Origin of the sequence: Polaribacter sp. NJDZ03 (assembly GCF_019263805.1) — a bacterium.
Classification (GTDB): Bacteria; Bacteroidota; Bacteroidia; order Flavobacteriales; family Flavobacteriaceae; genus Polaribacter.
On sequence record NZ_CP079195.1, the window covers coordinates 1423001 to 1446316 of the forward strand.

Genomic DNA, 23316 nt, shown 5'->3' on the forward strand with positions numbered 1-23316 from the left:
AATAATAAAACTTAAATTGATTAAAAATAGTTAATTTAGCACAACAAATCTTATTCAAAGTAAACACTATTATTTATGAAAGAAGTCGTAATTGTATCTGTAGCTAGAACACCAATAGGGAGTTTTATGGGAAGTTTATCTACCACTCCTGCTCCTAAATTAGGCGCAATCGCTATAAAAGGAGCCTTAGGAAAAATAAATTTAGACCCAAATTTAGTTGAAGAAGTTTTTATGGGAAATGTTGTTTCCGCAGGTCTTGGTCAAGCACCGGCAAGACAAGCAGCTATATTTGCAGGAATACCTAATACTGTACCATGTACTACCGTAAATAAAGTATGTGCTTCTGGAATGAAAGCTATAATGCTAGCAGCTCAAACTATTGCTTTAGGTGATGCAGATATTATTGTTGCAGGTGGTATGGAAAACATGAGTGCTATTCCGCACTATCAACATGCAAGAAAAGGATCTAAATTTGGAGCTATAACCATGGAAGATGGACTTCAAAAAGATGGTTTAGTAGATGCTTATAACAATGTTGCAATGGGTGTTTGTGCAGATACTTGTGCTACTGAATATAATTTCTCTAGAGAAGATCAAGATGCATTTGCTATACAATCTTACAACCGTTCTGCTAAAGCTTGGAGTGATGGAAAATATGCTGATGAAATTGTACCTGTTGAAATTCCTCAAAGACGAGGAGAACCAATTATTTTTTCTGAGGATGAAGAATACAGCAACGTAAGGATGGATAAAATTCCAACCTTAAGAGCTGCGTTTACAAAAGACGGAACTGTTACTGCTGCAAATGCCTCTACAATTAATGATGGTGGTGCAGCGTTGGTTTTAATGTCTGCAGATAAAGCAAAAGAATTAAATATTAAACCTTTAGCTAAAGTACTAAGTTATGCTGATGCTGCTCACGAACCAGAGTGGTTTACAACTGCACCAGCTAAAGCATTACCAAAAGCCTTAGCAAAAGCAAATATTTCTATTGATGATGTAGATTATTTTGAATTAAATGAAGCTTTTTCTATTGTTGGTTTGGCAAATATGAAAATTTTAGGGATTACAGATGATAAAGTAAATGTAAATGGTGGCGCTGTTTCTTTAGGACATCCATTAGGGGTTTCTGGAGCTAGAATAGTAATTGCTTTAACGTCTATTTTAAAACAAAATAAAGCTAAAATTGGTGCTGCAGCTATTTGTAATGGTGGCGGTGGAGCAAGTGCATTTGTTATAGAAAGAATTTAGTAATAAATTTAATTGAACATTTAAAACTCAAAACACATAACTTGTTATACGGCATTTGTAATTTAAGCATTGTTCCTTTAAGAGCAGAAGAATCAAACCAATCTGAAATGACTAGCCAAGTTTTATTTGGTGAAACTTTTGAGGTGATTGAAAAACAGAAAGAATGGAGTAAAATTCGTTTGACTTTTGATAACTATGAAGGATTTATAGATAATAAACAATATACAGAAATCTCTGCAGATTTCTATTCAAAACTAAAATCTGAAAAGCAATATTTATCAGCAGAAATGATAGATTTTATTACCAATAGTAAAAATGAGCTTACCACGATTCCTTTAGGATCTAATTTGCCATTTTATAATGCAGGTAAACTACAAATAAACTCAGAGTTATACGTATACGAAGGAAATGTTTTAGCAGAAGAAAAATCTAAAAATAAAATTGCACAAACTGCTTTTAATTACTTAAACACACCTTATTTATGGGGAGGTAAAACTCCTTTTGGTATTGATTGTTCTGGTTTTACACAAATGGTTTATAAACTGTGTGGCCACCAACTTTTAAGAGATGCCAGACAACAGGCTACACAAGGTGAAGTTTTAAGTTTTATAGAAGAAAGTGAAGCTGGTGATTTGGCTTTTTTTGATAATGAAGAAGGAGAAATTATTCATGTTGGAATTATTTTAAGCGACTACAACATTATACACGCTCACGGTAAAGTAAGAATAGACACTTTAGATCATAGTGGTATTTTTAATGCCGAACTTCAAAAACATACTCACAAATTAAGAATTATAAAAAAAATGATATAAAAAAAACCGAAACTAAAATTAGTTTCGGTTTTTTTATAAAATTGAAAGTCTAAATTACTGACCTCTCATTTCTTTATAAATAGGTCTTAAAGCATCTCCTTCTGCTGTCATCTCTAAAGTATCATAAATATTTAATAAAGTACTTACAGTTCCTTCTGTTCTAGCTAGTTCATCTGCTTTAACAATATAAGGTAAAGCTTCTTTACAAATAACCTTTAACTCTCCTTCTAATTCTGTATATTTCTTTTCATTCGATAAATTTTCATTCATCTCATTAATAACTGCTATTCTTTTATTTAAAATAGTAACTCCTAAATTTAAGTAAGCATCTCCATATTCTGGATCTAATTCAATCGCTTTTTTATAAAATCCAATTGCTTCTTCATTCTTCTCTTCTTGTGCATTTACAACACCTAAATTAAAAAACAACGTTGGGTTTGTAGGGTCAAGTTTTACAGCTTCTCCCATCAATTCACCAAATTTATCCATCTGCTCTAATTGGATATACATTTGAGCTTGATTTAACAATAAGTTAATATCTTTAGGATTAGACTTTCTAGCTTCTTCTAAAGCAGCAACTGCTAATTCTGGTTTCCCTTGATTTACATAAATGTAACCAATATTTTTAATAATTTCTGCTTGTTTAGATTCTGTAGTTTTTTCACTTGGGTCTGTATACCCACCAAACTTAAGCATAGCATCTCTATTAGATTTAGTACCCAAATCTTCTTCTTTACCTGTTTCTTTATTTATTGCAATATATTGAGTTGTAATACCTGTATAATTAATATCTTGTAACTCTTTATAAAACTTTAAAGAAGCATCATAATCTTTAGCTAAAGAAGAACTTAAAGCTGCATTATATAAGAAAGAAGTATCCGTAGGACTTAACTTATACGTTAAATAAAAATTATTTGTTGCATCTTTATAGTCTTGCTCGTTATATGATTTGATTGCTTTTTTAGAAACGAATTGTACTAACTCGTTTAATTTAGGCTCTGCTTCTTTTGTATATTTTTGCTTTCCAATTTCCTTTTCATAAGCAATTAATTTATTATAAGCTTCAGATGCTTTTGCAACATCAGACTCTCCATAAGCAGATCCTTTTAAAAAGTAATACTTTGCTTTATATTTCGAATCCATTGAATCTTCCGTAGCTTCTAAACCTGCTAATGCCGCTTTTGCTTCTTTAAATTCACCTTTTTTAATTGCCTTTTCAGCAGCTTTTATTTCATCTTTTTGCGCAAAAGAAGCTATTGATAAGAAACCAACCGTTAACGCTAATATTTGATTTTTCATTTTACTAATTATTAATTTATTATTATTCTTGATTTTCATTTGAATCATTTTCAATTTCCGTGCCATTCTCAGTTGCGCCTTCAATATCATCACCTTCAAGCTCTTCTTCTACCTCTTCTTCATGAGCCACTTTAGCAACTGCAGCAATACTATCTGAATCTTTAATATTAATTAAACGAACCCCTTGTGTTGCACGTCCCATAACTCTTAAATCTTCAACAGCCATTCTAATTGTTAATCCAGATTTATTGATAATCATTAAATCGTTAGAATCATCTACATTTTTAATAGCTACTAAATTACCCGTTTTCTCTGAGATATTTAATGTTTTAACACCTTTACCACCTCTATTGGTAATTCTATAATCTTCTAATTTAGATCGCTTACCATATCCTTTTTCAGACACAACAAGTATATTGCTTTCCATATCATTTACAGCAACCATACCAATTACCTCATCATTTTCATGTTGTAAAGTAATACCTCTTACTCCAGAAGCAGTTCTTCCCATTGGGCGCGTTTTTGCTTCTTCGAAACGAATAGATTTACCAGATGCTAACGCTAACATTACTTGACTGTCTCCAGTAGTTAACTTCGCTTCTAATAATTCATCTCCTTCTTTAATAGTAATTGCATTAATACCATTTGTTCTTGGTCTAGAATACTGCTCTAAAGAAGTCTTTTTAACTTGACCTTTCTTTGTTGCCATAATAACATAATGACTGTTTACATACTCTTCATCTTTTAAATCTTGAGTTACTAAAAATGCCTTTACACTATCATCTTGTTCTATATTAATAAGGTTTTGCATTGCTCTACCTTTGGTATTTTTACCACCTTCAGGTATTTCATATACGCGCATCCAGAATACTTTTCCTTTTTGCGTAAAGAACATCATGTATTGGTGGTTTGTACCTACAAATAAGTGCTCTAAGAAATCTTCATTTCTTGTCGTTGCTCCTTTTTGTCCTCTACCTCCTCTATTTTGAACCTTGTACTCTTCTAAGTTTGTACGTTTTAAATATCCTGCGTTAGAAATAGTTACCACAACTTTGGTATCAGGTATCATATCTTCTATACGCATATCTCCGCCAGCATACTCTATTACAGATCTACGTTCATCACCATATTTATCTCTAATAAGTGATAATTCTTCTTTTATAATATCGTAACGTCTTGGTTCGTTTGCTAAAATATCTTTTAAATCAGTTATCGTTAACATAATTTCATCAAACTCAGCACGTAATTTATCTTGCTCTAGTCCTGTTAATTGACGCAAACGCATTTCTACAATTGCTTTTGCTTGAATTTCAGATAATTCAAAACGCTCAATTAAACTTTCTCTAGCTTCATCTGCATTATTAGAGGCTCTAATAATTTTAATTACCTCATCTATATTATCTGAAGCAATAATTAATCCTTCTAAAATATGCGCTCTAGCTTCTGCTTTTTTAAGTAAAAACTCAGTTCTACGAACAATTACTTCATGTCTATGTTCAACAAAATAATGAATTAATTCTTTTAAGTTTAATTGTTCTGGTCTTCCTTTTACCAATGCAATATTATTTACACTAAAAGAAGTTTGTAATTGTGTATACTTAAATAATTTATTTAAAACGATGTTAGGTATTGCGTCACGTTTTAAAATGTACACAATACGCATTCCGTTTCTATCAGACTCATCACGAATATTCGCAATACCAGATATTTTTTTATCATTAACTAAATCAGCAGTTTTTTTAATCATTTCTGCTTTATTCACTTGGTAAGGAATTTCCGTAACAATAATACACTCACGTCCTTTAACCTCTTCAATAATAGCTTTAGCACGCATTACAATACGTCCACGACCTGTATGAAACGCCTCTCTTACACCATCGTAACCATAAATAATTCCTCCTGTAGGAAAATCGGGTGCGGTAATGTGTTGCATTAATTCATCGATCTCAATATCTCTATTATCAATATAAGCCATGGTACCATTTATAACTTCAGTTAAGTTATGTGGTGCCATATTTGTTGCCATACCTACTGCAATACCAGAAGCTCCGTTTACTAATAAATTAGGAATACGAGTTGGTAAAACGGTTGGTTCTTGCAAAGTATCATCAAAATTTAATCGATGATCTACTGTTTCTTTTTCAATATCAGCCAACATGTCTTCTGATATTTTTTGCATTCTAACCTCAGTATAACGCATTGCTGCTGGCGAATCTCCATCTACAGAACCAAAATTTCCTTGACCATCAACCATCATATAACGCACACTCCAGCTTTGTGCCATACGTACCATAGAATCGTATACAGAAGTATCTCCGTGAGGGTGATACTTACCTAAAACTTCCCCAACAATTCTTGCGGATTTTTTATACGAACCTGTAGCTTTAATTCCTAACTCATGCATACCAAACAAAACCCTTCTATGAACAGGCTTTAACCCATCTCTTACATCTGGTAATGCTCTTGAAACAATTACTGACATCGAATAATCGATGTACGCAGCTTTCATCTGTTCTTCAATGTTAATCGGAATTAACTTTTCTCCGTCTGCCATATTTATATTTGATTAATTTTACGTCATTTTTTTAAAACAAGGCAAGTTACTATTTTTACTTGTTTTTACAAAGGTTTTAGCACTTGTAATTCAGTAGAGTTATCAACATTATTTCATAATTTTTAACAAGAATTTATTTGCCTGATTTACAATAGTTTTCTACCTTGGTATCTTAGTCAAACTGTCAGTTTTTTAGCATTGGCATCTTTTTTGTAATTATCTATAAAAAAAAAGGACTAAATTTACAACACATCAATAATAGACAGATAGAAATATGGACGATAATTTTTCACCAAAGGTTAGAGATGTAATTACTTTCAGTAAAGAAGAAGCGCTACGTTTAGGGCAAGAATTTATTGGAACAGAACATCTTTTACTAGGTTTAATAAGACAAGGAGAAGGAAAAGCAGTAGAAATATTAACAGCATTTGATGTTGATTTTGTTTTATTGCGTAAAAAATTAGAACAATTAAACCCTGTAAACCCAACGTTTACAGAAAGCACAGATAAGCCAAGTTTACGATTAACAAGACAAGCCGAAAAAGCCTTAAAAACAACTTTTTTAGAAGCTAAATTATATCAAAGCGAATCTATAGATACGGCACATTTATTACTTTGTATTCTAAGAAATGAAAACGACCCAACTACAAAGTTAATTCACAAATATCATGTAAATTATGACGAAGCTAAAGCGCTTTACAAACAGCTACATGTAGAGGATATCGAATTGCCTCTAAACCCTATTGCAGAAACACCTTCTGATGACGAATTTGCTTCAGAAAAATCAAATCCTTTTGACCAACCTCAAAAGGGTAAAAACGTAAAAAAATCGAAGACTCCGGTATTAGATAATTTTGGTAGAGATTTAACTGATTTAGCAGAAAAAGGGAAATTAGACCCAGTTGTTGGTAGACAAAAAGAAATAGAACGCGTTTCTCAAATTTTAAGTCGTAGAAAGAAAAACAATCCAATGTTAATTGGAGAACCTGGTGTTGGTAAATCTGCCATTGCAGAAGGTTTAGCGTTGCGAATAATTGAAAGAAAAGTATCAAGGATTTTATTTGACAAACGTATTGTTTCTTTAGATTTAGCAAGCTTAGTTGCGGGTACAAAATATCGTGGTCAGTTTGAAGAACGTATGAAAGCCTTAATGAATGAACTTGAAAAAAATGATGATATCATTCTTTTTATAGATGAAATTCACACCATTGTTGGTGCTGGTGGAGCAACCGGTTCTTTAGATGCATCTAATATGCTAAAACCTGCTTTAGCAAGAGGAGAAATACAATGTATTGGTGCAACTACGTTGGATGAATTTAGAACGAATATCGAAAAAGATGGCGCGCTAGAACGTCGTTTTCAAAAGGTAATTGTAGACCCAACTTCCGTAGACGAAACGATACAGATTTTACAAAACATAAAAAATAAATACGAAGAACATCACCATGTTAATTATACAGATGCTGCTATTGAAGCTTGTGTAAAATTAACAAACAGATACATGACCGATAGATACCTACCAGACAAAGCTATTGATGCTTTAGATGAAGCCGGATCTAGAATTCATATTACAAACATTGTGGTTCCGCAACAAGTTTTAGAATTAGAATCTAAGTTAGAAACTATTAGAGATCAAAAAACCAAAGCTGTAAACGGACAGAAATATGAAGAAGCTGCTAAGTTACGTGACGATGAAAAAAACATGGAAGCTGCTTTAAATTCTGCTCAAAACCAATGGGAAGAAGATTCTAAATTAAATAGAGAAATTGTAACGGAAGATAATGTTGCAGAAGTAGTTTCTATGATGACTGGAATTCCTGTAAATAGAGTTGCAGAAGCAGAAACCAATAGATTACACGAATTACCTGCCTTAATTAAAGGAAAAGTAATTGGCCAAAATGAAGCGGTTACCAAAGTAGTAAAAGCCATACAACGTAATAGAGTTGGGTTAAAAGACCCTAACAAACCAATTGGTTCTTTTATTTTCTTAGGACAAACGGGTGTTGGTAAAACACAATTAGCTAAAGTTTTAGCTCGTGAGTTATTTGATTCTGATGATTCTTTAATTAGAATTGACATGAGTGAATACATGGAGAAGTTTGCTATCTCTCGTTTAATTGGAGCGCCTCCAGGATATGTTGGTTATGAAGAAGGCGGACAGTTAACTGAAAAAGTGAGAAGAAAACCATATTCTGTAGTCTTGTTAGATGAGATAGAAAAAGCGCATCCAGATGTGTTTAATATGTTGCTACAAATTTTAGATGACGGTCACATTACCGATAGTTTAGGTAGAAAAATCGATTTTAGAAATACCATAATTATTATGACTTCCAACATTGGTGCTCGTCAATTAAAAGACTTTGGTGGTGGTGTAGGTTTTGGTACAGCTACTAAAGCGGCACAAGCAGATGAACATGCAAAATCTGTACTAGAAGGTGCTTTAAAGAAATCTTTTGCTCCGGAGTTTTTAAACAGAATAGACGATGTAATTGTATTTAATGCTCTAGAAAGAGACGATATTCATAAAATTATAGATATCGAGTTAGATAAATTATTACATAGAATATCAGATTTAGGCTACACTTTAAACTTAAGCGAAAAAGCTAAAGATTACATTGCGGATAAAGGCTTTGATAAAAAATATGGAGCAAGACCACTTAAAAGAGCGATACAGAAATACATTGAAGATGCTTTAGCAGAAGAAATTGTAAATTCTAAACTCTATGAAGGTGACACCATAAATATGGATTTGGATGAGAAGGAAAATAAACTCACCATTACCATTGAAAAAGGTGAAAAGAAACCAGAAATAAGGACAGAGACCGAAAAGGAATCTTAAAAATTATAAAAATCCCAAACGAAAGTTTGGGATTTCTTTTTTCTATAAAAGAACAATTTACCCACTATTGTCTTTTAATTGAAATATGCTAACTTTGCTTATTTATAATTAAAATGAAATCTATTTACATACTTTTATTTCTAGCTTTAATAGGTTGTACTTCTTTAAAAAAGAATACGACCAACAATTCTACCATTGAGGAAACTAAACCGATAGCCTCTCAAATTATTTTCTTAACTTATAAAGTTTCTAAGGATAAAAATATAGAACTTACTTTTATTGATAAAATAATTACAGAAGGAAGTCTTAAAAAGAATTTCCAAAAAAGAACAGACAGTAATGCAGGAGATTTAATCTGTATTCAACAAGATGTAAATTCTGTAGCTATTGATAGTATTCAGATAGAAAACCCATTAATAAAAAACTTCGAATACATAGATGATTTTGGTAAATTAAGTCGAAAAACAATTGAATTAGACAGCACTACCCTATCTATTCGAATGGGTTTAAAACCACAAACAAAATTTATAACACTTAAATTGCTAAGTGAAACCAATAACAGTCTTTTAAAAATACAATTATGAAAAAAATACTACTCTTATCTATTCTATTTTTATGCGCATCTGTTAAAGCACAAACTTTTGATGTAACCACAATTACACAATCTGGTTCTAATGATAGTAGAATTAATGTTGTAATTCTATCAGACGGATACCAAAGTACAGAACTGAATCAATTTATAACAGATGCTACTAATTTTTCAAATGCGCTGTTTGCAGAAACACCTTATAAAGAATATAAAAATTACTTTAATGTGCATGCCATAAAAGTACCTTCTAATGAAAGTGGCGCAAAACACCCACGTACAGCATCAGATGAAGCTACTTCTAACAATCAACCTACAGCTACAGTAGATAATTATTTTGAATCGACTTTTGATGCATATGATGTTCATAGACTTTTAGTAGCTAACAACGCTATAGTAAACACTGTTTTAGCTAATAATTTTCCTAATTACGACATTGTTTTAGTTTTAGTAAACAGCCCTTATTATGGTGGTAGTGGTGGTGAAATTGCCGTAGCATCCTTGCATGCGTCAGCTAACCAAATTGCCATACATGAGTTAGGACACTCTTTTGCAAATCTTATTGATGAGTATTACCCTGGAGATATTTATGTAAGAGAAGGCATAAACATGACCCAAGAAACAAACCCAACAAATGTAAAATGGAAAAATTGGATGAACCAAAATGGAGTTGGTATTTATCCGCATGGTACATCCGGAACAGCTGCAAGCTGGTATAAACCACATCAAAATTGTAAAATGGAATCTTTAAATAGTCCTTTTTGTTCAGTTTGTACAGAGGGAACTATAGAAAAAATACATTCTTTAACCTCGGTAATAGAAAACTATGCTCCACAAAACACAGGTTCTATAGATTTATCTACAACTATAGATCTTACAATAAACACTATAAATCCACTTCCAAATACCTTAGATATTACGTGGACTTTAAACGGAACTGTAATAAATAGTGAAGACTATACGGTCTCTATTTCAAAAGAAGATTTAGCGAGTGGAAATAATCAACTACTGGCAACTATTGAAGATAAAACTACATTACTTAAAGTTGACAATCATGAAACGGTACATTTCTCTACGACACTTTGGAATATAAATCCTAGTACTTTAAGTATCGATGATATTTCAACAAATAGTTTTGACATAAAACTATTCCCAAACCCTACTCAGGATTTTTTATATTTTGATATAACCAACAATAATGAAGACTATAACGTTTTTATTAGTGATATTTCTGGAAAGCAATTGATTCAGAAAAAAATGAATAACGTAGGCGAAAATCAAAATATACGAATAGGTACACTTCCTTCTGGAGTCTATTTTATCAATTTTACATTTGAAAATGGATTACATATTTCTAAGAAAATAATTAAAAAATAAAAAGGATCCTTTTTTAAAACATAAATTAGTTATAAAAAATCTCAAAATGTACATTTTGAGATTTTTTTTGATTCAACCTTTTCTTAACAAAGCCATATCATTTTTAACTTCTTATTTATTTTAAAAAAAACTAACTTAGCAATCCACACATATATCTCATTAATCTGTATTTACACTAATGGAAAATATAAAATACTACACCAAATTAAAAAAATCTAATAAAACTCTTGTAGATTTATTAGCAGATGAATCTGATTTTTCTGAATTACCAAACACTTGGCATGTAGTAGTTGTTGATGTTAAAAACTCAACCAAAGCTGTTGATGAAGGCAAGCATCATCAGATAAACTTAACAGCAACCGGAGCAATAATTTCTGTATTAAACACCATTAGAAAAGAGAAGAAAAACATAGAAATTCCTTATTTTTTTGGTGGAGATGGAGCTACTTTTATTATACCGACGATACTTCTAAATAAAATCACCTTAGTATTAGAAAATTACAGTCTTCATATTAAAAAAAACATCGATTTAATACTTAGAGTTGGACATATTTCTATAACAGAATTATCAGAAAAAAAAGCTTATTTAAAAATAGCAAAACATCAATTAACAGATCAATTAGCAATTCCTATTATTCTTGGAAATGGTTTAAAAAAAGCAGAAGAAATCATTAAAAACACTTTTACTGTAATAGAAGATATTCATTTTAAAAAAGACCTTTTAAACCTAGAAGGGATGGAATGTAGGTGGAAAGAAATAAACCCAAGACAAACCCAAAAAAAAGTTATTTGTTTACTGTTAGATACTGTAAACGAAAATGATCAAAGAGCAATTTATAAAGAGGTACTTACAAAAATGGATACTATTTTTGGCTCCTTTAATAACAGACAACCTATAAAGACAACAAATTTAAAATTAAATTTTAGCATTTCTAAAATATGGGAAGAGATGAAAGTAACTCTTGACAATAAAAACTTAAAATATTTATTAAAAAATTGGTTTAAAACTTTAATTGGTAAGTGGTATTTTAACATGTCTGAAGACGGAAAGCAATACTTAAATCAAATTGGTCAATTATCACACACTTTTATGTTAGACGGTATGATTAATACAATATTTACAGCAGAACAACCTAAAATAGATCTTTTTACAACCTACCTTAATCAATTAGAAAAAGAAAATAAAATTATTTATGGTATTCATATAACACATGCTTCCGTAATGTCTTGTTACGTGTTAGACAGAAAAACAAAACATGCACACTTTGTAGACGGAACAGAAGGAGGCTACACCTCTGCTGCAAAAATGTTTAAAGTAAAAATGAAAACTTTAAATTAATTTAATTGTTCAATTTTGATTAAAACAAATATTTAGTACTTGTTGATTTTATGAAATCAAAAAACTAACTTTACTTTTAATTTATAATTAATAGAATAAAAAATGCAGAACATATTTATGTTCTTTGCAATTACAAAACAAAATAAAATGGCCCAAGACAATATAAATTTAGCAGTACTTATAGACGGAGACAACATACCGTCTGCTCACGTTAAGGAAATGATGGAAGAAATTGCAAAGTATGGCAACCCAACTATTAAAAGAATTTATGGAGATTGGACGAGTCCGCATTTATCTAAATGGAAAAATTTACTGTTACAAAATGCGATTACTCCTATACAGCAATATGCATATACTACAGGTAAAAACGCTACAGATTCTGCTATGATTATTGATGCGATGGATATTCTTTATTCAGAAAAAGTAAATGGTTTTTGCTTAGTTTCTAGCGATAGCGATTTTACCAAACTCGCTACTAGATTAAGAGAAGCAGGCCAGCAAGTTATTGGTATTGGAGAGAAAAAAACTCCCACCCCCTTTATTGTTGCTTGTGATAAATTTATTTATATAGAAATTCTTAGAAAACAAACTGAAAAGAAAGAAAGTGTTAACACTAAAGATAGCGAAAAAGATAGTGTCGATAAAATAACATCAAAAGTTATAAAACTAATATCTACAACAATTGAAGATTTATCGGATGAAGAAGGTTGGGCATTTCTTGGTGACGTAGGAAGTTTACTTCAAAAAAAACAACCCAATTTTGATTCTAGAAATTATGGTTTCGATAAATTAACTCCACTAATTAAGTCTATTGGTAAATTTGATTTAGACCAAAGAGAAAATTCAAAGAGCAGACACAAATTAATTTTTGTAAAAAATAAATAAACCACGATTTATTTAACCAAAAAAAGTCTTCTTTTAAAGTAAAACTACTTTAAAAGAAGACTTTTTTTTTGTTATTATTATACAATAACTAATTATTATACAAACACTTTATTTATCTTTCTTTAAAAAAGACTAATTGCTAATTGAATTCTTGCATATTCTAAAGAAGGATTCCACATTATAGTCGTTGAAACAGGTACGTTGTAATTCCCTAATTCAATTATTTTTGAAGCCGTTAAACCTACGTTTACTAAATTAAAGTTTTCATTTCCATCTCCATATAAATGAGTATCTCCATTTAATGAAAAACCAGCACCTACAAAACCATCTAAATCTACTTTAGATTCTTTTATTAAAGGATAAGATACTTGAACATATGTAGAGTAACGTTGCTCATAATCTAAATTAGAATACTGTGCATCTTTACCTCCAAATAAAAGTACATCGGCTTCCACAGTTAGCGGAAAACTTTCTTTAAACTTGTAAGAAGTTCTTAGATCTAACAAATGACCTGTAGATGTTTTATCATAATCCCAAACATCAGGATTAACAGCACCTCTAGTGTTAAACAAATCCCACAAACCTATAGAAAGTCCGTTTTTAGCATACTGCACATAGTAGTTAATTTCCTTATATGAAGTCCCATCACTTTCATTAGAAAAAGACATTCCTCCCCAAAAACCAGTGGTAAAACTTCCCGATTCATTTAGCTTAAGCTTCACAAAAACAGCAGCCATTGGCTTGTCTGTTATAATTAACCCTCTCCACAGATGATTGGTTTTTAAGTCTACAGAAAAATCAATTGGACTCTCTTTTAACGTTTTTTCTTGAGCAATAGCTATCTGCGCCGCAAATGCAGCTACAAGTATTATTAATACTTTTTTCATTTTATATATTTTTAACTTTTATGGAATAATTTTAAACTAAAGCTACATATAGAAGAGCAGCTAAAACAGACCCAATAACTGGTCCCACAATAGGAATCCAAGAATAACCCCAATCACTACCTCCTTTTACAGGTAAGATTGCATGCATAATTCTAGGTCCTAAATCTCTTGCCGGATTAATTGCATATCCTGTAGTACCTCCTAAAGACAAACCAATTACCCATACTAAAAAAGCAACAGGCACAGCTCCTAAAGATCCTAAACCAACTATGGCTTGGGCATCTGCAGCAATCTCTATACTTGGTCCTGCTAAATAGAATATTACAAAGAGCAATACAAAGGTTCCTATTATTTCGCTAATTAGATTAGAAAAAGTATTTCTAATTGCAGGTCCTGTACAAAAACACGCTAACTTACCTCCCTCATCTTCCGTTACTTTAAAGTGATCTTTATAAAACAACCACACTAAGAAAGCGCCTAACATTGCACCTATAAACTCACCCATAATATATTCTGGAACCAAACTCCAAGAAAGCTTACCTGCTGTAGCCAAACCAATGGTTACAGCTGGGTTTAAATGCGCTCCACTATAAGGCCCTGCAACCACAACACCTACAAACACAGCCAAAGCCCAACCGGTTGTTATAACAATCCATCCAGAATCATTTCCTTTCGTTCCCTTTAATACTACATTAGCTACCACACCATTACCTAATAAAATCATTAACATGGTCCCTAATATTTCTGCTACTAAAATTGACATAATTTAAGTTTTTAAAATTATTAAGTTTTGCTATTCTTCTATCCAGCTTTGTGCGCATTTTACAGCTTTATGCCAATAATGCAACATGTTTTCTACGGTATCCTTATCTGCCTTTGGGTAAAATTCTTTATCGATAACCCATTGTGCATGTATATCATCTACGCTATCCCAAAAACCAACTGCTAAACCTGCTAAATAAGCAGCTCCTAACGCTGTTGTTTCTAAAGTTTTAGGGCGCAAAATTTTAAAACCAAATAAATCTGACTGAATTTGCATTAATAAATCACTTGCAGCTGCACCTCCATCTACTCTTAATTCAATACTTTTTTCTCCAGAATCTGCTTCCATCGCCTTTACAACATCATAAACTTGAAAAGCAATACCTTCTAATGTTGCTCGTGCAATATGAGCATCTGTAGTTCCTCTTGTAACTCCCAAAATAGCACCACGTGCATATTGATCCCAATACGGAGCTCCTAAACCTGTCATTGCTGGAACAAAATAAACACCTCCATTATCGGGTACTGTTTCTGCTAAATGATTTATTCCGGGAGCTGTTTTTACTATTTTTGCTCCATCACGCAACCACTGTATAGCTGCTCCACCAACAAAAACACTTCCTTCTAAAGCATATGTAGTTTTTCCATTAATTTTCCAACCAATTGTTGTTAATAAATTATTTTTAGAATATACTGCTTTCTCACCGGTATTCATTAATAAGAAACAACCTGTACCATAGGTGTTTTTTATCATTCCTGGCTTGGTACACATTTGTCCAAATAAAGCTGCTTGTTGATCTCCTGCAATACCAGCAATAGGAATTTTACTAGAAAATAACGTTGTAGCCGTAGTACCATAAACCTCACTACTTTCTTTAACTGCAGGTAGTATTGCTTTAGGAATATTAAATAATTCTAACAACTCTTCATCCCACTCTAATGAGTGAATATTTAATAACATAGTTCTACTTGCATTAGAAACATCTGTAATAAACATTTTACCTCTTGTTAACTTCCAAACAAGCCAAGTATCTACAGTACCAAAACATAACTTACCAGCTTCTGCTTTTTCTCTTGCTCCCTCAACATTATCAAGAATCCACTTTAATTTTGTTGCAGAGAAATACGCATCTAAAACTAAACCTGTTTTCTTTTTAATCATATCTATATGACCTGCTGCTTTTAATTCATCACAATATTTTGCAGTTCTACGGTCTTGCCATACTATAGCATTATAAATAGGTTCGCTTGTTTCTCGATCCCAAACAATAGTAGTTTCTCTTTGGTTTGTAATTCCAATAGCTGCAATTTCTTGACCAGAAATACCTTCTTGTGCTGTTACCTCTGCTGCTACAGATATCTGTGAAGACCAAATTTCATTCGGACAATGCTCTACCCATCCTGGTTTAGGAAAAATTTGCTCGAATGGTTTTTGAGATGATCTAACAATTTTTCCGTTGTGGTTAAACAGAATAGCTCTTGACGATGTTGTACCTTGATCTAACGCTAAAATTAATTTGTCTTTCATGTTGTTAGTTAATTGTTTTAGTTAAACTTATAATTGCTTACAAAATATAATTAGAGGTCACTTTTTGATAATCTGCTATTTGACTTTTTTGCCAATGAATATCTTTCCCTAATTCTTTTGCCATAATTTCTGCTACTTTTGGTGCCATTTTTAAACTCTCTTTTGCATCTAATAATTGACAACGCGTTCTTCTTGCTAAGAAATCTTCTACAGTTCTAGCCATTTCATTCTGAACAGCCCACACAACTTGCGCTTCAATTACTTTTGATGAAGGACCTACAAAAGCTTCTAAATTTTTATCTTTTGCCAGTTTTAACATTTTTTCTTCATCAGAACCATAAAAGTAAAAAGGCTTTGTAAAATCTACATTTTCCTTATATCCGTGAATTTTTAAATTTCTTGTTTTTGTTGGAATGTGTGCCCAACCATGTAGTTTTTCTGATTTATCAACTAAATCTTCACCCATTTTTCTAAAAGTGGTCCATTTACCACCAACCATCGTTAACATACCAGATTCTGAAGTATAAATTTTATGACTTCTAGAAATTTCCTTTGTTTTATCTCCATCCCCTTGCGTAGCTGCTAAAGGACGTAAACCTGCAAATACACTTAATACATCACTCCTCTTTGGTGCTTTTGTTAAATATCTACCAGCTGTTTTTAAAATAAAATCAACCTCCTCTTCTAAAGCAACAGGCTCTAAAGATTCTTCTGCTATAGGTGTATCTGTTGTACCAACGATAACTCTATTATGCCATGGCACTAAAAACAATACCCTACCATCATCTGTTTTAGGAATTGTAATGGCATCATCTCCTGGTAAAAATGATTTATCTAAAATTAAATGAACACCCTGACTTGGCGCTATTGTTTTTTTAGCACCTGGAGAATCCATTCTTAACACATCATCTGCAAATACTCCTGTCGCATTTACAATTTGCTTCCCTTTAATTTCATGAATCTTACCACTTTCTTCATCAGTAAACGAAACACCCGTTAACTTTCCTGCAGCATCTTTAATTAAATTATTCACGTTACAATAATTTATAACAGTAGCTCCCATTTCTGATGCACTTTGTAACGTATTTATCGCCATACGAGAATCATCAAACTGACCATCAAAATAAACAACTCCTGCAGATATTTTATCTGGATTAATAAGAGAGATACGCTTTAAAGTTTTAGTTTTTGAAATTCTTTTAGATCTACCTAAACTTAATTTCCCTGCTAATAAATCATAAAAAGTTAAACCTACTGTATACAAAATTTCATCATACAAACCATGCGTAGGTATAATAAATGACTGACTCTTAACAATATGAGGCGCATTTCTAAGCATTAAACCTCTTTCTACAACGGCTTCTCTAACCAAACCAACATTTCCTTGAGCCAAATATCTAACACCTCCATGCATTAACTTAGTTGCCTTACTAGATGTTCCTTTTGTAAAATCTGACTTTTCTAACAACACTACAGAGTACCCTCTTGCCGATGCCTCTAAAGCAATACCAATTCCCGTAGCTCCACCTCCAATTATTATGAAATCATACTCCTCAGTATTATTACTTACCTTTTTTATCATTTCATCTCTAATCATAATATCAATTTATTAAACATTTGTTAAAATTCTGATTGTAAATATATAATCAATTTGAAACAAAACGAAACAATATGAAGGTTTTTTTTTATTATTTTAAGTTACTCAGGTTTCACAAGGCTTTACATAGTGTTGTAAATGGTAATATTGATCATAAAAAAGGTAATTAAGTGTTTTTTTATGTTTCAATAGCTTACAAAACGAAACATAAACATCTATTTTTAGTTTATTTACATTCTAAAAGTGACTATATTTGTTTAATAAAATAAAATATGTATATAAACATAGGTGATAGACATAAAATAATACTTGACAAGTTAAAAACGAATGGTTTTGTTACGGTTCTAGAGTTAAGCGAAGAGTTTAAAGTTTCGGCTGTAACAATAAGAAAGGATTTGAAACATCTTGAAGAATTAAATTTATTATTTCGTTCACACGGAAAAGCAGTTCCTACAAACCCATATACGCAAGAAAAAACAGTTACTGAAAAAGAAAAGATACATAGAAGTGAAAAAACAGGAATAGCTTCTAAAGCAAGCAAATTAATTTTACCAAACGATAGTATAATTCTAGCCTCCGGAACAACCATTACAGAACTTGCTGCACAGATACCCCCTACAAAAGGGTTAACCGTTTTAACAGCTTCTTTAAACGCAGCCTTAATTCTTTCTAAATTAAACGATGTTGAAGTTATTCAAATTGGAGGGCTTATTAGAAAAAGCTCTTCGTCTGTAATTGGTCCATTAGGTGAAAAAATGCTTTCTGAATTTACATGTTCAAAATTATTTTTAGGGGTTGATGGAATTGATCTTGATTTTGGCTTAACCACAACGAGCTCTATGGAAGCATCTATTAATCAAATAATGATAAAATCTGCCCAGAAAATAATAATTCTTGCTGATTCTTCGAAATTTGGAAGAAAAGGTTTTGGAAGAATTTGTGGACTTGAAGAGGTTGATCAAATAATTACAGATTCTGGAATAGAAGACAGCTACAAAAAAGAACTCATAAAATTAGGAATAGAAGTTATAGTTATTGACGTAGATTAATTCTATAAATTAGGATTAAGGTTAATTTAAGCGCAACAGAGAAATAAGTCTTTCCTTTTAAACTCTCTGAATTATAGTTTTAGAAATCAACTACTTTTATACTTATTTCTTATTTAACAAACGATCAAAAACATTACTTCTATTCTGCGTATGCAAAGAATTTTAACTATATTTATTTATGCATATATCATATATTTGTAATTAAATTTAAGAATAAAAAAAAATGAAAAAATTAACACTTGCACTTTTTACATTATTAGCAATTGCTTCTTGTACAAAAGAACATTCTAAAGAATACGTTTCTTTATCAGGTAAATTAGAAAACAATACAGATTCTATTTTAACAATCTCTAATAGAATGGGAATCCTTAAAACAATTACAATTAATAAAGATGGTTCTTTTAAAGATTCTTTAAAAGTACCAAAAGTAGATGTTTATACTTTTCAAACTAGTACTCAAAAAAGAGCTCCATTATATTTAAAAAATGGATTCGACATTACAGTAAAAGGTAATGCAGAAGAATTTATGAAAAGTTTTAAGTATTCAGGAACTGGATCTTCTAACTCTAATTTTATAGTTGCACAAATAGAACAAAGTGAACATATAGGAAACCCTGCAGATCTTTTTGCTTTAGACCAAGAAGCTTTTGATGCTAAAATGATCTCATTAAAAAAAGATTTTAATAGTCTTTTATCTTCTTATAATGATTTAGATAGTTCTCTAGTTGACATGGCTTCTAAACAAAACGCACAAATGTTTGATTACTTTGAAAAAACATATGTATCAAGTAAAAGTATGGGAAAAGGAAGTGTATCTCCTAAATTTGAAGACTATGTAGATGTTAAAGGAGGAAAAAAATCTTTAGATTCTTTTAAAGGAAAATATGTATATATAGATGTTTGGGCAACTTGGTGTGGACCATGTATTAGAGAAATACCTTCTTTAAAAAGTTTAGAAAAAGAATTTCATAATAAAAACATAGCGTTTTTAAGTATCTCTACTGATGAAGCTAGAAGAAGTGGTGGTTCTTGGGAAGCTGCAGAAAAAAAATGGAGAGATTTTGTAAAAGAAAACGAATTAAAAGGAGTGCAACTTTGGGCTGGACAAGATTTTAGTTTTCAGCAAGCATATCAAATCTCTGGTATTCCAAGATTTATTTTAATTGATCCACAAGGAAACATTGTAGATGCAAATGCACCAAGACCTTCAGATCCTAGACTTAAAACATTATTAGAATCTTTAGATATTTAATATTTATATTCCATAAAAGATATTAGACCACTTTACTTTTAGAATCAAAAACCAAGATTAGTTGTGTTTCTAATACTCTAAAAAAGTTAGTTTAAATATCTCTTGAATTTAGTAAATTCATAAAAAAAGGCGAAATCTACATGTAGATTTCGCCTTTTTTTTATACTTAACAAAAAGAGATTACTCTTTGTAAACTCCCATTGCTGCATATTTATCCATTCTTTTAGAAACTAAATCTACTTTAGTTAAATCTTTTAATTCATCAAAAGCAGCAACAATTTGTTCTTGTACCGCTTTAAAAGCTCCTTCTCTATCAGCATGTGCACCACCTACTGGCTCATCTATAATTCCGTCAATTAATTTTAACCTCTTCATATCTGTACCTGTTAACTTTAAAGCAGCAGCAGCTTGCTCTTTGTACTCCCAACTTCTCCATAAAATAGAAGAACAAGATTCTGGAGAAATAACAGTGTACCAAGTATTTTCCATCATGTATACTCTATCTCCAACTCCAATACCTACAGCACCACCAGAAGCTCCTTCTCCAATAACAACCGTAATAATAGGTGTTTTTAAACGAGTCATTTCAAGAATATTTCTAGCAATTGCTTCTCCTTGCCCACGTTCTTCTGCTTCTAAACCAGGGTATGCACCAGGCGTGTCTAATAAAGTAACTACAGGAATGCTAAATTTCTCTGCCATTTTCATTAAACGCAATGCTTTTCTGTAACCTTCAGGATTTGCCATCCCAAAGTTTCTGTATTGACGTGTTTTTGTATTGTATCCTTTTTGTTGACCAATAAACATATAAGATTGATCGCCAATTTTACCTAGCCCACCAATCATGGCTTTGTCATCCTTTACATTTCTATCTCCATGAAGCTCCATAAAGGTGTCTCCACAAATAGCTTTAATATAATCTAAAGTATAAGGTCTATTAGGATGCCTAGATAATTGAACTCTTTGCCAAGGCGTTAAGTTCTTATAAATATCTTTCTTCGCTTTATCTAATTTTTTTTCGATTTTCTTACAAGTAGCACTTACATCTACATCACTTTCTTTACCGATAATTTCACACTTATCTAGTTGATCTAAAAGCTCTTTAATAGGCATTTCAAAATCTAAATATTCCATATTGTAATTATTTGATTTTAGTTGTTTGAATAGACAAACATACTATAAAATTAGTTGTTTTTTTTAAAAAGAAGTTACTTTTTTCTAACAGTCTTTGCTTTTAGTTTATTTCTTATCACTGTTTTATTCTTTATAATTCCGTTTAATAAAACTACAAAGAGTACTATAAATGCTCCAAAATAAAATTCTGGATTCATTTTTTCTTTTTCACCAAATATAAGTAATGCTAAAATAATTGCATAAATAGGTTCTAAATTGATGGTTAGCATCACTGTATAAGGCGATATATATTTCATTATTTTAACAGAAGCTATAAATGCATATGCGGTACAAATACTACTTAAAATTAAAAGGTATACCCAGTCTGAATTTGGAATTATAAAAAAAGAGGCAGAGAAACCATTTGTAACTAAAAGATAAATAGTTATAAAAAGTACCCCGAAAACTAACTGATATAATGATATTGTATTCGCAGCATATTCTTTAATAAAAAGACCATTAAGTACAGAAAATAATGCACTTAAAAAAGATGCCATTAATGCGTAGATGATTCCTAATTTATATTGACTTTCAAAATTAAAGATGATATAAAGCCCAAAAATAACAATTAAACCCAACACCATTTCTAATGGATTAATTTTTCTTTTATAGAAAACAGGTTCTATTAAAGCTGCAAAAAATGCACCTGTACTTATAGTTACTAGCGCAACAGAAACATTAGAAACCTTTATGGCTTTAAAAAAAAAGATCCAATGTAGGGCTATAATAACTCCTGTTAGAAAAAACTTTAAAATTCCTTTTTTATCTACTTTAAATGATTTCTTTTTAATAATAAAATATAGCACAATAAAAACTACCGCTAAAGACATTCTATACCAAACCAATGGAACGGCATCTAAACTAATTAATGCACCTAAAATTGCAGTAAACCCCCAAATAAAAACGATAAGGTGTAACTGTAAATAATTGTTTAACTTATTTTCTTGCATTATAGTAGAGATAAATAGCTACGCAGCCAAAAACAATATTAGGCAGCCAAACATAAAGTAGAGAATTAACTCCTGCAACAGCACCTAAAACCTCCGCTATTTTCATTAGAAAAACATACATAAACATAAGCCCAATACCTATAGCTAAATTTACTCCAGTACCACCTCTTCTTTTTCTAAAAGCTAAAGCAACGGCAATAATTGTTAAAATATATGAAGCTATTGGTAAACTTGTTCTTTTATGAAATTCTACCAAGTATGCATTTAAGTTTTTAACACCTCTCTTTTTAGAAACTCCAATAAATCGTAGTAATTCTCCAGAAGGCATTTCTTGTGCTAAAGCAGATTTATAAATTAAATCTCTTGGAGTAAAGTTAAAAGTGGTATCTATTTTAGTCCCAGAAAAAATGCTATCTCTATCCTTAAAAATCTTACGTAATTTCCAATTAGATAAGGTAAAAGTAGAATCTTTATCACTAAACGTTATTCTATCAGAAACTAATTTAGATTTCATTTCTATTCCATCATATACTTCTGATGTAAAATCATAACCAGAATTTACTTCTGTATCAAAATTACGTATAAAGATGTAGGTGCTATCTGTAAGTTGCAAACTAAATTCTCTAACATATTTTAACTCGTGCTTTTGCCTATTATTTTTAATATACTCTCTTTCAAACTTTTTCCTTTCCTTACTACTATTAGGAACCACAAAATGATTCATTCCTAAAGAAATAATGGTAACTAAAGTAGCTCCAAGAAAATAAGGATATAAAAAGCGTGTAAACGAAACTCTTGCGTTTGTAATAGCAATAATTTCTGTATTATTTGATAGTTTAGATGTAAATAAAATTACAGCAATAAATAATGCCAAAGGCATAAAAGTATTGGTATAATAGATGATAAAATTTTTGTAATATTCATCTATAATTTGGTACAATCCTAATTCTGTATGTTCTAAAAAGTTATCAATCTTTTCTGATATATCTATAGCAATAGCAATAGGAATCAAGATTAATAAGGTGAACAAAAAAGTTACCAAAAATCGTTTTAATATGTACCAGTCTATTATTTTCATAAGCCCATCCTAAATCCTTCCCGAAGGGAAGGACTTTTACGAAGTGATTTTTTTTTACTTATTATATTATCTTTTATTCTAATTCTTTCTTAAAACGT

At 31.1% G+C, this 23316-nt stretch carries 18 protein-coding genes; 9 read left to right on the plus strand and 9 right to left on the minus strand.

Features of this window, described 5'->3' with window-relative positions; all coding sequences use genetic code 11:
• Positions 1–75 precede the first annotated feature (75 nt).
• Both KV700_RS06060 and KV700_RS06065 read left to right on the plus strand, forming a co-directional pair.
• Entirely contained in the window at positions 76–1251 is a 1176-nt protein-coding gene (locus tag KV700_RS06060) for an acetyl-CoA C-acyltransferase (RefSeq protein ID WP_218599510.1), read from the plus strand.
• 41 nt (positions 1252–1292) lie between these two features.
• Positions 1293–2063 (plus strand): C40 family peptidase, encoded by a 771-nt coding sequence (locus tag KV700_RS06065; RefSeq protein ID WP_166387645.1) that lies wholly within the window; start codon positions 1293–1295, stop codon positions 2061–2063.
• 54 nt (positions 2064–2117) lie between these two features.
• On the opposite strand, the gene KV700_RS06070 is transcribed toward KV700_RS06065, so the two are convergent.
• Positions 2118–3362, minus strand: coding sequence for a tetratricopeptide repeat protein (locus tag KV700_RS06070; protein WP_218599511.1), 1245 nt, complete (start codon positions 3360–3362; stop codon positions 2118–2120).
• 22 nt (positions 3363–3384) lie between these two features.
• Complete coding sequence (gene gyrA / locus KV700_RS06075) at positions 3385–5916, minus strand: DNA gyrase subunit A (RefSeq protein ID WP_166387649.1); 2532 nt, start codon at positions 5914–5916, stop codon at positions 3385–3387.
• A 274-nt stretch (positions 5917–6190) separates the two neighbouring features.
• Here gyrA and KV700_RS06080 point away from each other — a divergent pair, with 274 nt between their 5' ends.
• The 5 genes from KV700_RS06080 (at position 6191) to KV700_RS06100 (ending at position 12942) form a co-directional block, all read left to right on the plus strand.
• Positions 6191–8755: an ATP-dependent Clp protease ATP-binding subunit gene (locus KV700_RS06080; RefSeq protein WP_166387652.1), complete on the plus strand. Its 2565-nt coding sequence runs from the start codon at positions 6191–6193 to the stop codon at positions 8753–8755.
• Positions 8756–8868: 113 nt separating this feature from the next.
• On the plus strand, positions 8869–9339 hold the full coding sequence (locus KV700_RS06085) for a hypothetical protein (RefSeq protein WP_218599512.1): 471 nt from the start codon (positions 8869–8871) through the stop codon (positions 9337–9339).
• Positions 9336–10718: a M64 family metallopeptidase gene (locus tag KV700_RS06090; protein ID WP_218599513.1), complete on the plus strand. Its 1383-nt coding sequence runs from the start codon at positions 9336–9338 to the stop codon at positions 10716–10718. Before KV700_RS06085 ends, KV700_RS06090 begins: the two co-directional genes overlap by 4 nt.
• A 178-nt stretch (positions 10719–10896) precedes the next feature.
• Positions 10897–12057 carry a DUF3095 family protein gene (locus KV700_RS06095; RefSeq protein ID WP_218599514.1) on the plus strand — a complete coding sequence of 387 codons (1161 nt, stop codon included), beginning with the start codon at positions 10897–10899 and terminating at the stop codon, positions 12055–12057.
• A gap of 147 nt (positions 12058–12204) precedes the next feature.
• Complete coding sequence (locus tag KV700_RS06100; RefSeq protein WP_166387709.1) at positions 12205–12942, plus strand: NYN domain-containing protein; 738 nt, start codon at positions 12205–12207, stop codon at positions 12940–12942.
• A 122-nt stretch (positions 12943–13064) separates the two neighbouring features.
• On the opposite strand, the gene KV700_RS06105 is transcribed toward KV700_RS06100, so the two are convergent.
• The 4 genes from KV700_RS06105 to KV700_RS06120 are packed head-to-tail and all read right to left on the minus strand — an operon-like array spanning position 13065 to position 17716.
• On the minus strand, positions 13065–13829 hold the full coding sequence (locus KV700_RS06105) for a hypothetical protein (RefSeq protein ID WP_166387660.1): 765 nt from the start codon (positions 13827–13829) through the stop codon (positions 13065–13067).
• 31 nt (positions 13830–13860) lie between these two features.
• Positions 13861–14592, minus strand: coding sequence for an MIP/aquaporin family protein (locus KV700_RS06110; protein WP_166387662.1), 732 nt, complete (start codon positions 14590–14592; stop codon positions 13861–13863).
• Between the two features lie 30 nt (positions 14593–14622).
• Entirely contained in the window at positions 14623–16119 is a 1497-nt protein-coding gene (gene glpK / locus KV700_RS06115; protein WP_218599515.1) for a glycerol kinase GlpK, read from the minus strand.
• 37 nt (positions 16120–16156) lie between these two features.
• The gene (locus KV700_RS06120) at positions 16157–17716 is read right to left on the minus strand and encodes a glycerol-3-phosphate dehydrogenase/oxidase (RefSeq protein WP_166387666.1); all 1560 of its coding nucleotides are present in this window, start codon (positions 17714–17716) and stop codon (positions 16157–16159) included.
• A 272-nt stretch (positions 17717–17988) separates the two neighbouring features.
• Here KV700_RS06120 and KV700_RS06125 point away from each other — a divergent pair, with 272 nt between their 5' ends.
• The gene (locus KV700_RS06125) at positions 17989–18765 is read left to right on the plus strand and encodes a DeoR/GlpR family DNA-binding transcription regulator (RefSeq protein ID WP_218599516.1); all 777 of its coding nucleotides are present in this window, start codon (positions 17989–17991) and stop codon (positions 18763–18765) included.
• Between the two features lie 223 nt (positions 18766–18988).
• On the plus strand, positions 18989–20017 hold the full coding sequence (locus tag KV700_RS06130) for a TlpA disulfide reductase family protein (RefSeq protein WP_218599517.1): 1029 nt from the start codon (positions 18989–18991) through the stop codon (positions 20015–20017).
• Between the two features lie 180 nt (positions 20018–20197).
• Here the strand turns inward: KV700_RS06130 and KV700_RS06135 are convergent, their stop codons facing one another.
• From KV700_RS06135 to KV700_RS06145, 3 genes are all read right to left on the minus strand, one after another.
• A complete protein-coding gene (locus KV700_RS06135) occupies positions 20198–21151 on the minus strand; it encodes an acetyl-CoA carboxylase carboxyltransferase subunit alpha (protein ID WP_166387672.1) in 954 nt (317 codons plus the stop codon).
• 74 nt (positions 21152–21225) lie between these two features.
• Positions 21226–22140 (minus strand): DMT family transporter, encoded by a 915-nt coding sequence (locus tag KV700_RS06140; RefSeq protein WP_166387674.1) that lies wholly within the window; start codon positions 22138–22140, stop codon positions 21226–21228.
• Positions 22127–23218 carry an LptF/LptG family permease gene (locus tag KV700_RS06145; RefSeq protein WP_166387676.1) on the minus strand — a complete coding sequence of 364 codons (1092 nt, stop codon included), beginning with the start codon at positions 23216–23218 and terminating at the stop codon, positions 22127–22129. The genes KV700_RS06140 and KV700_RS06145 overlap by 14 nt, the downstream gene beginning before the upstream one ends.
• Between the last annotated feature and the right edge of the window lie 98 nt (positions 23219–23316).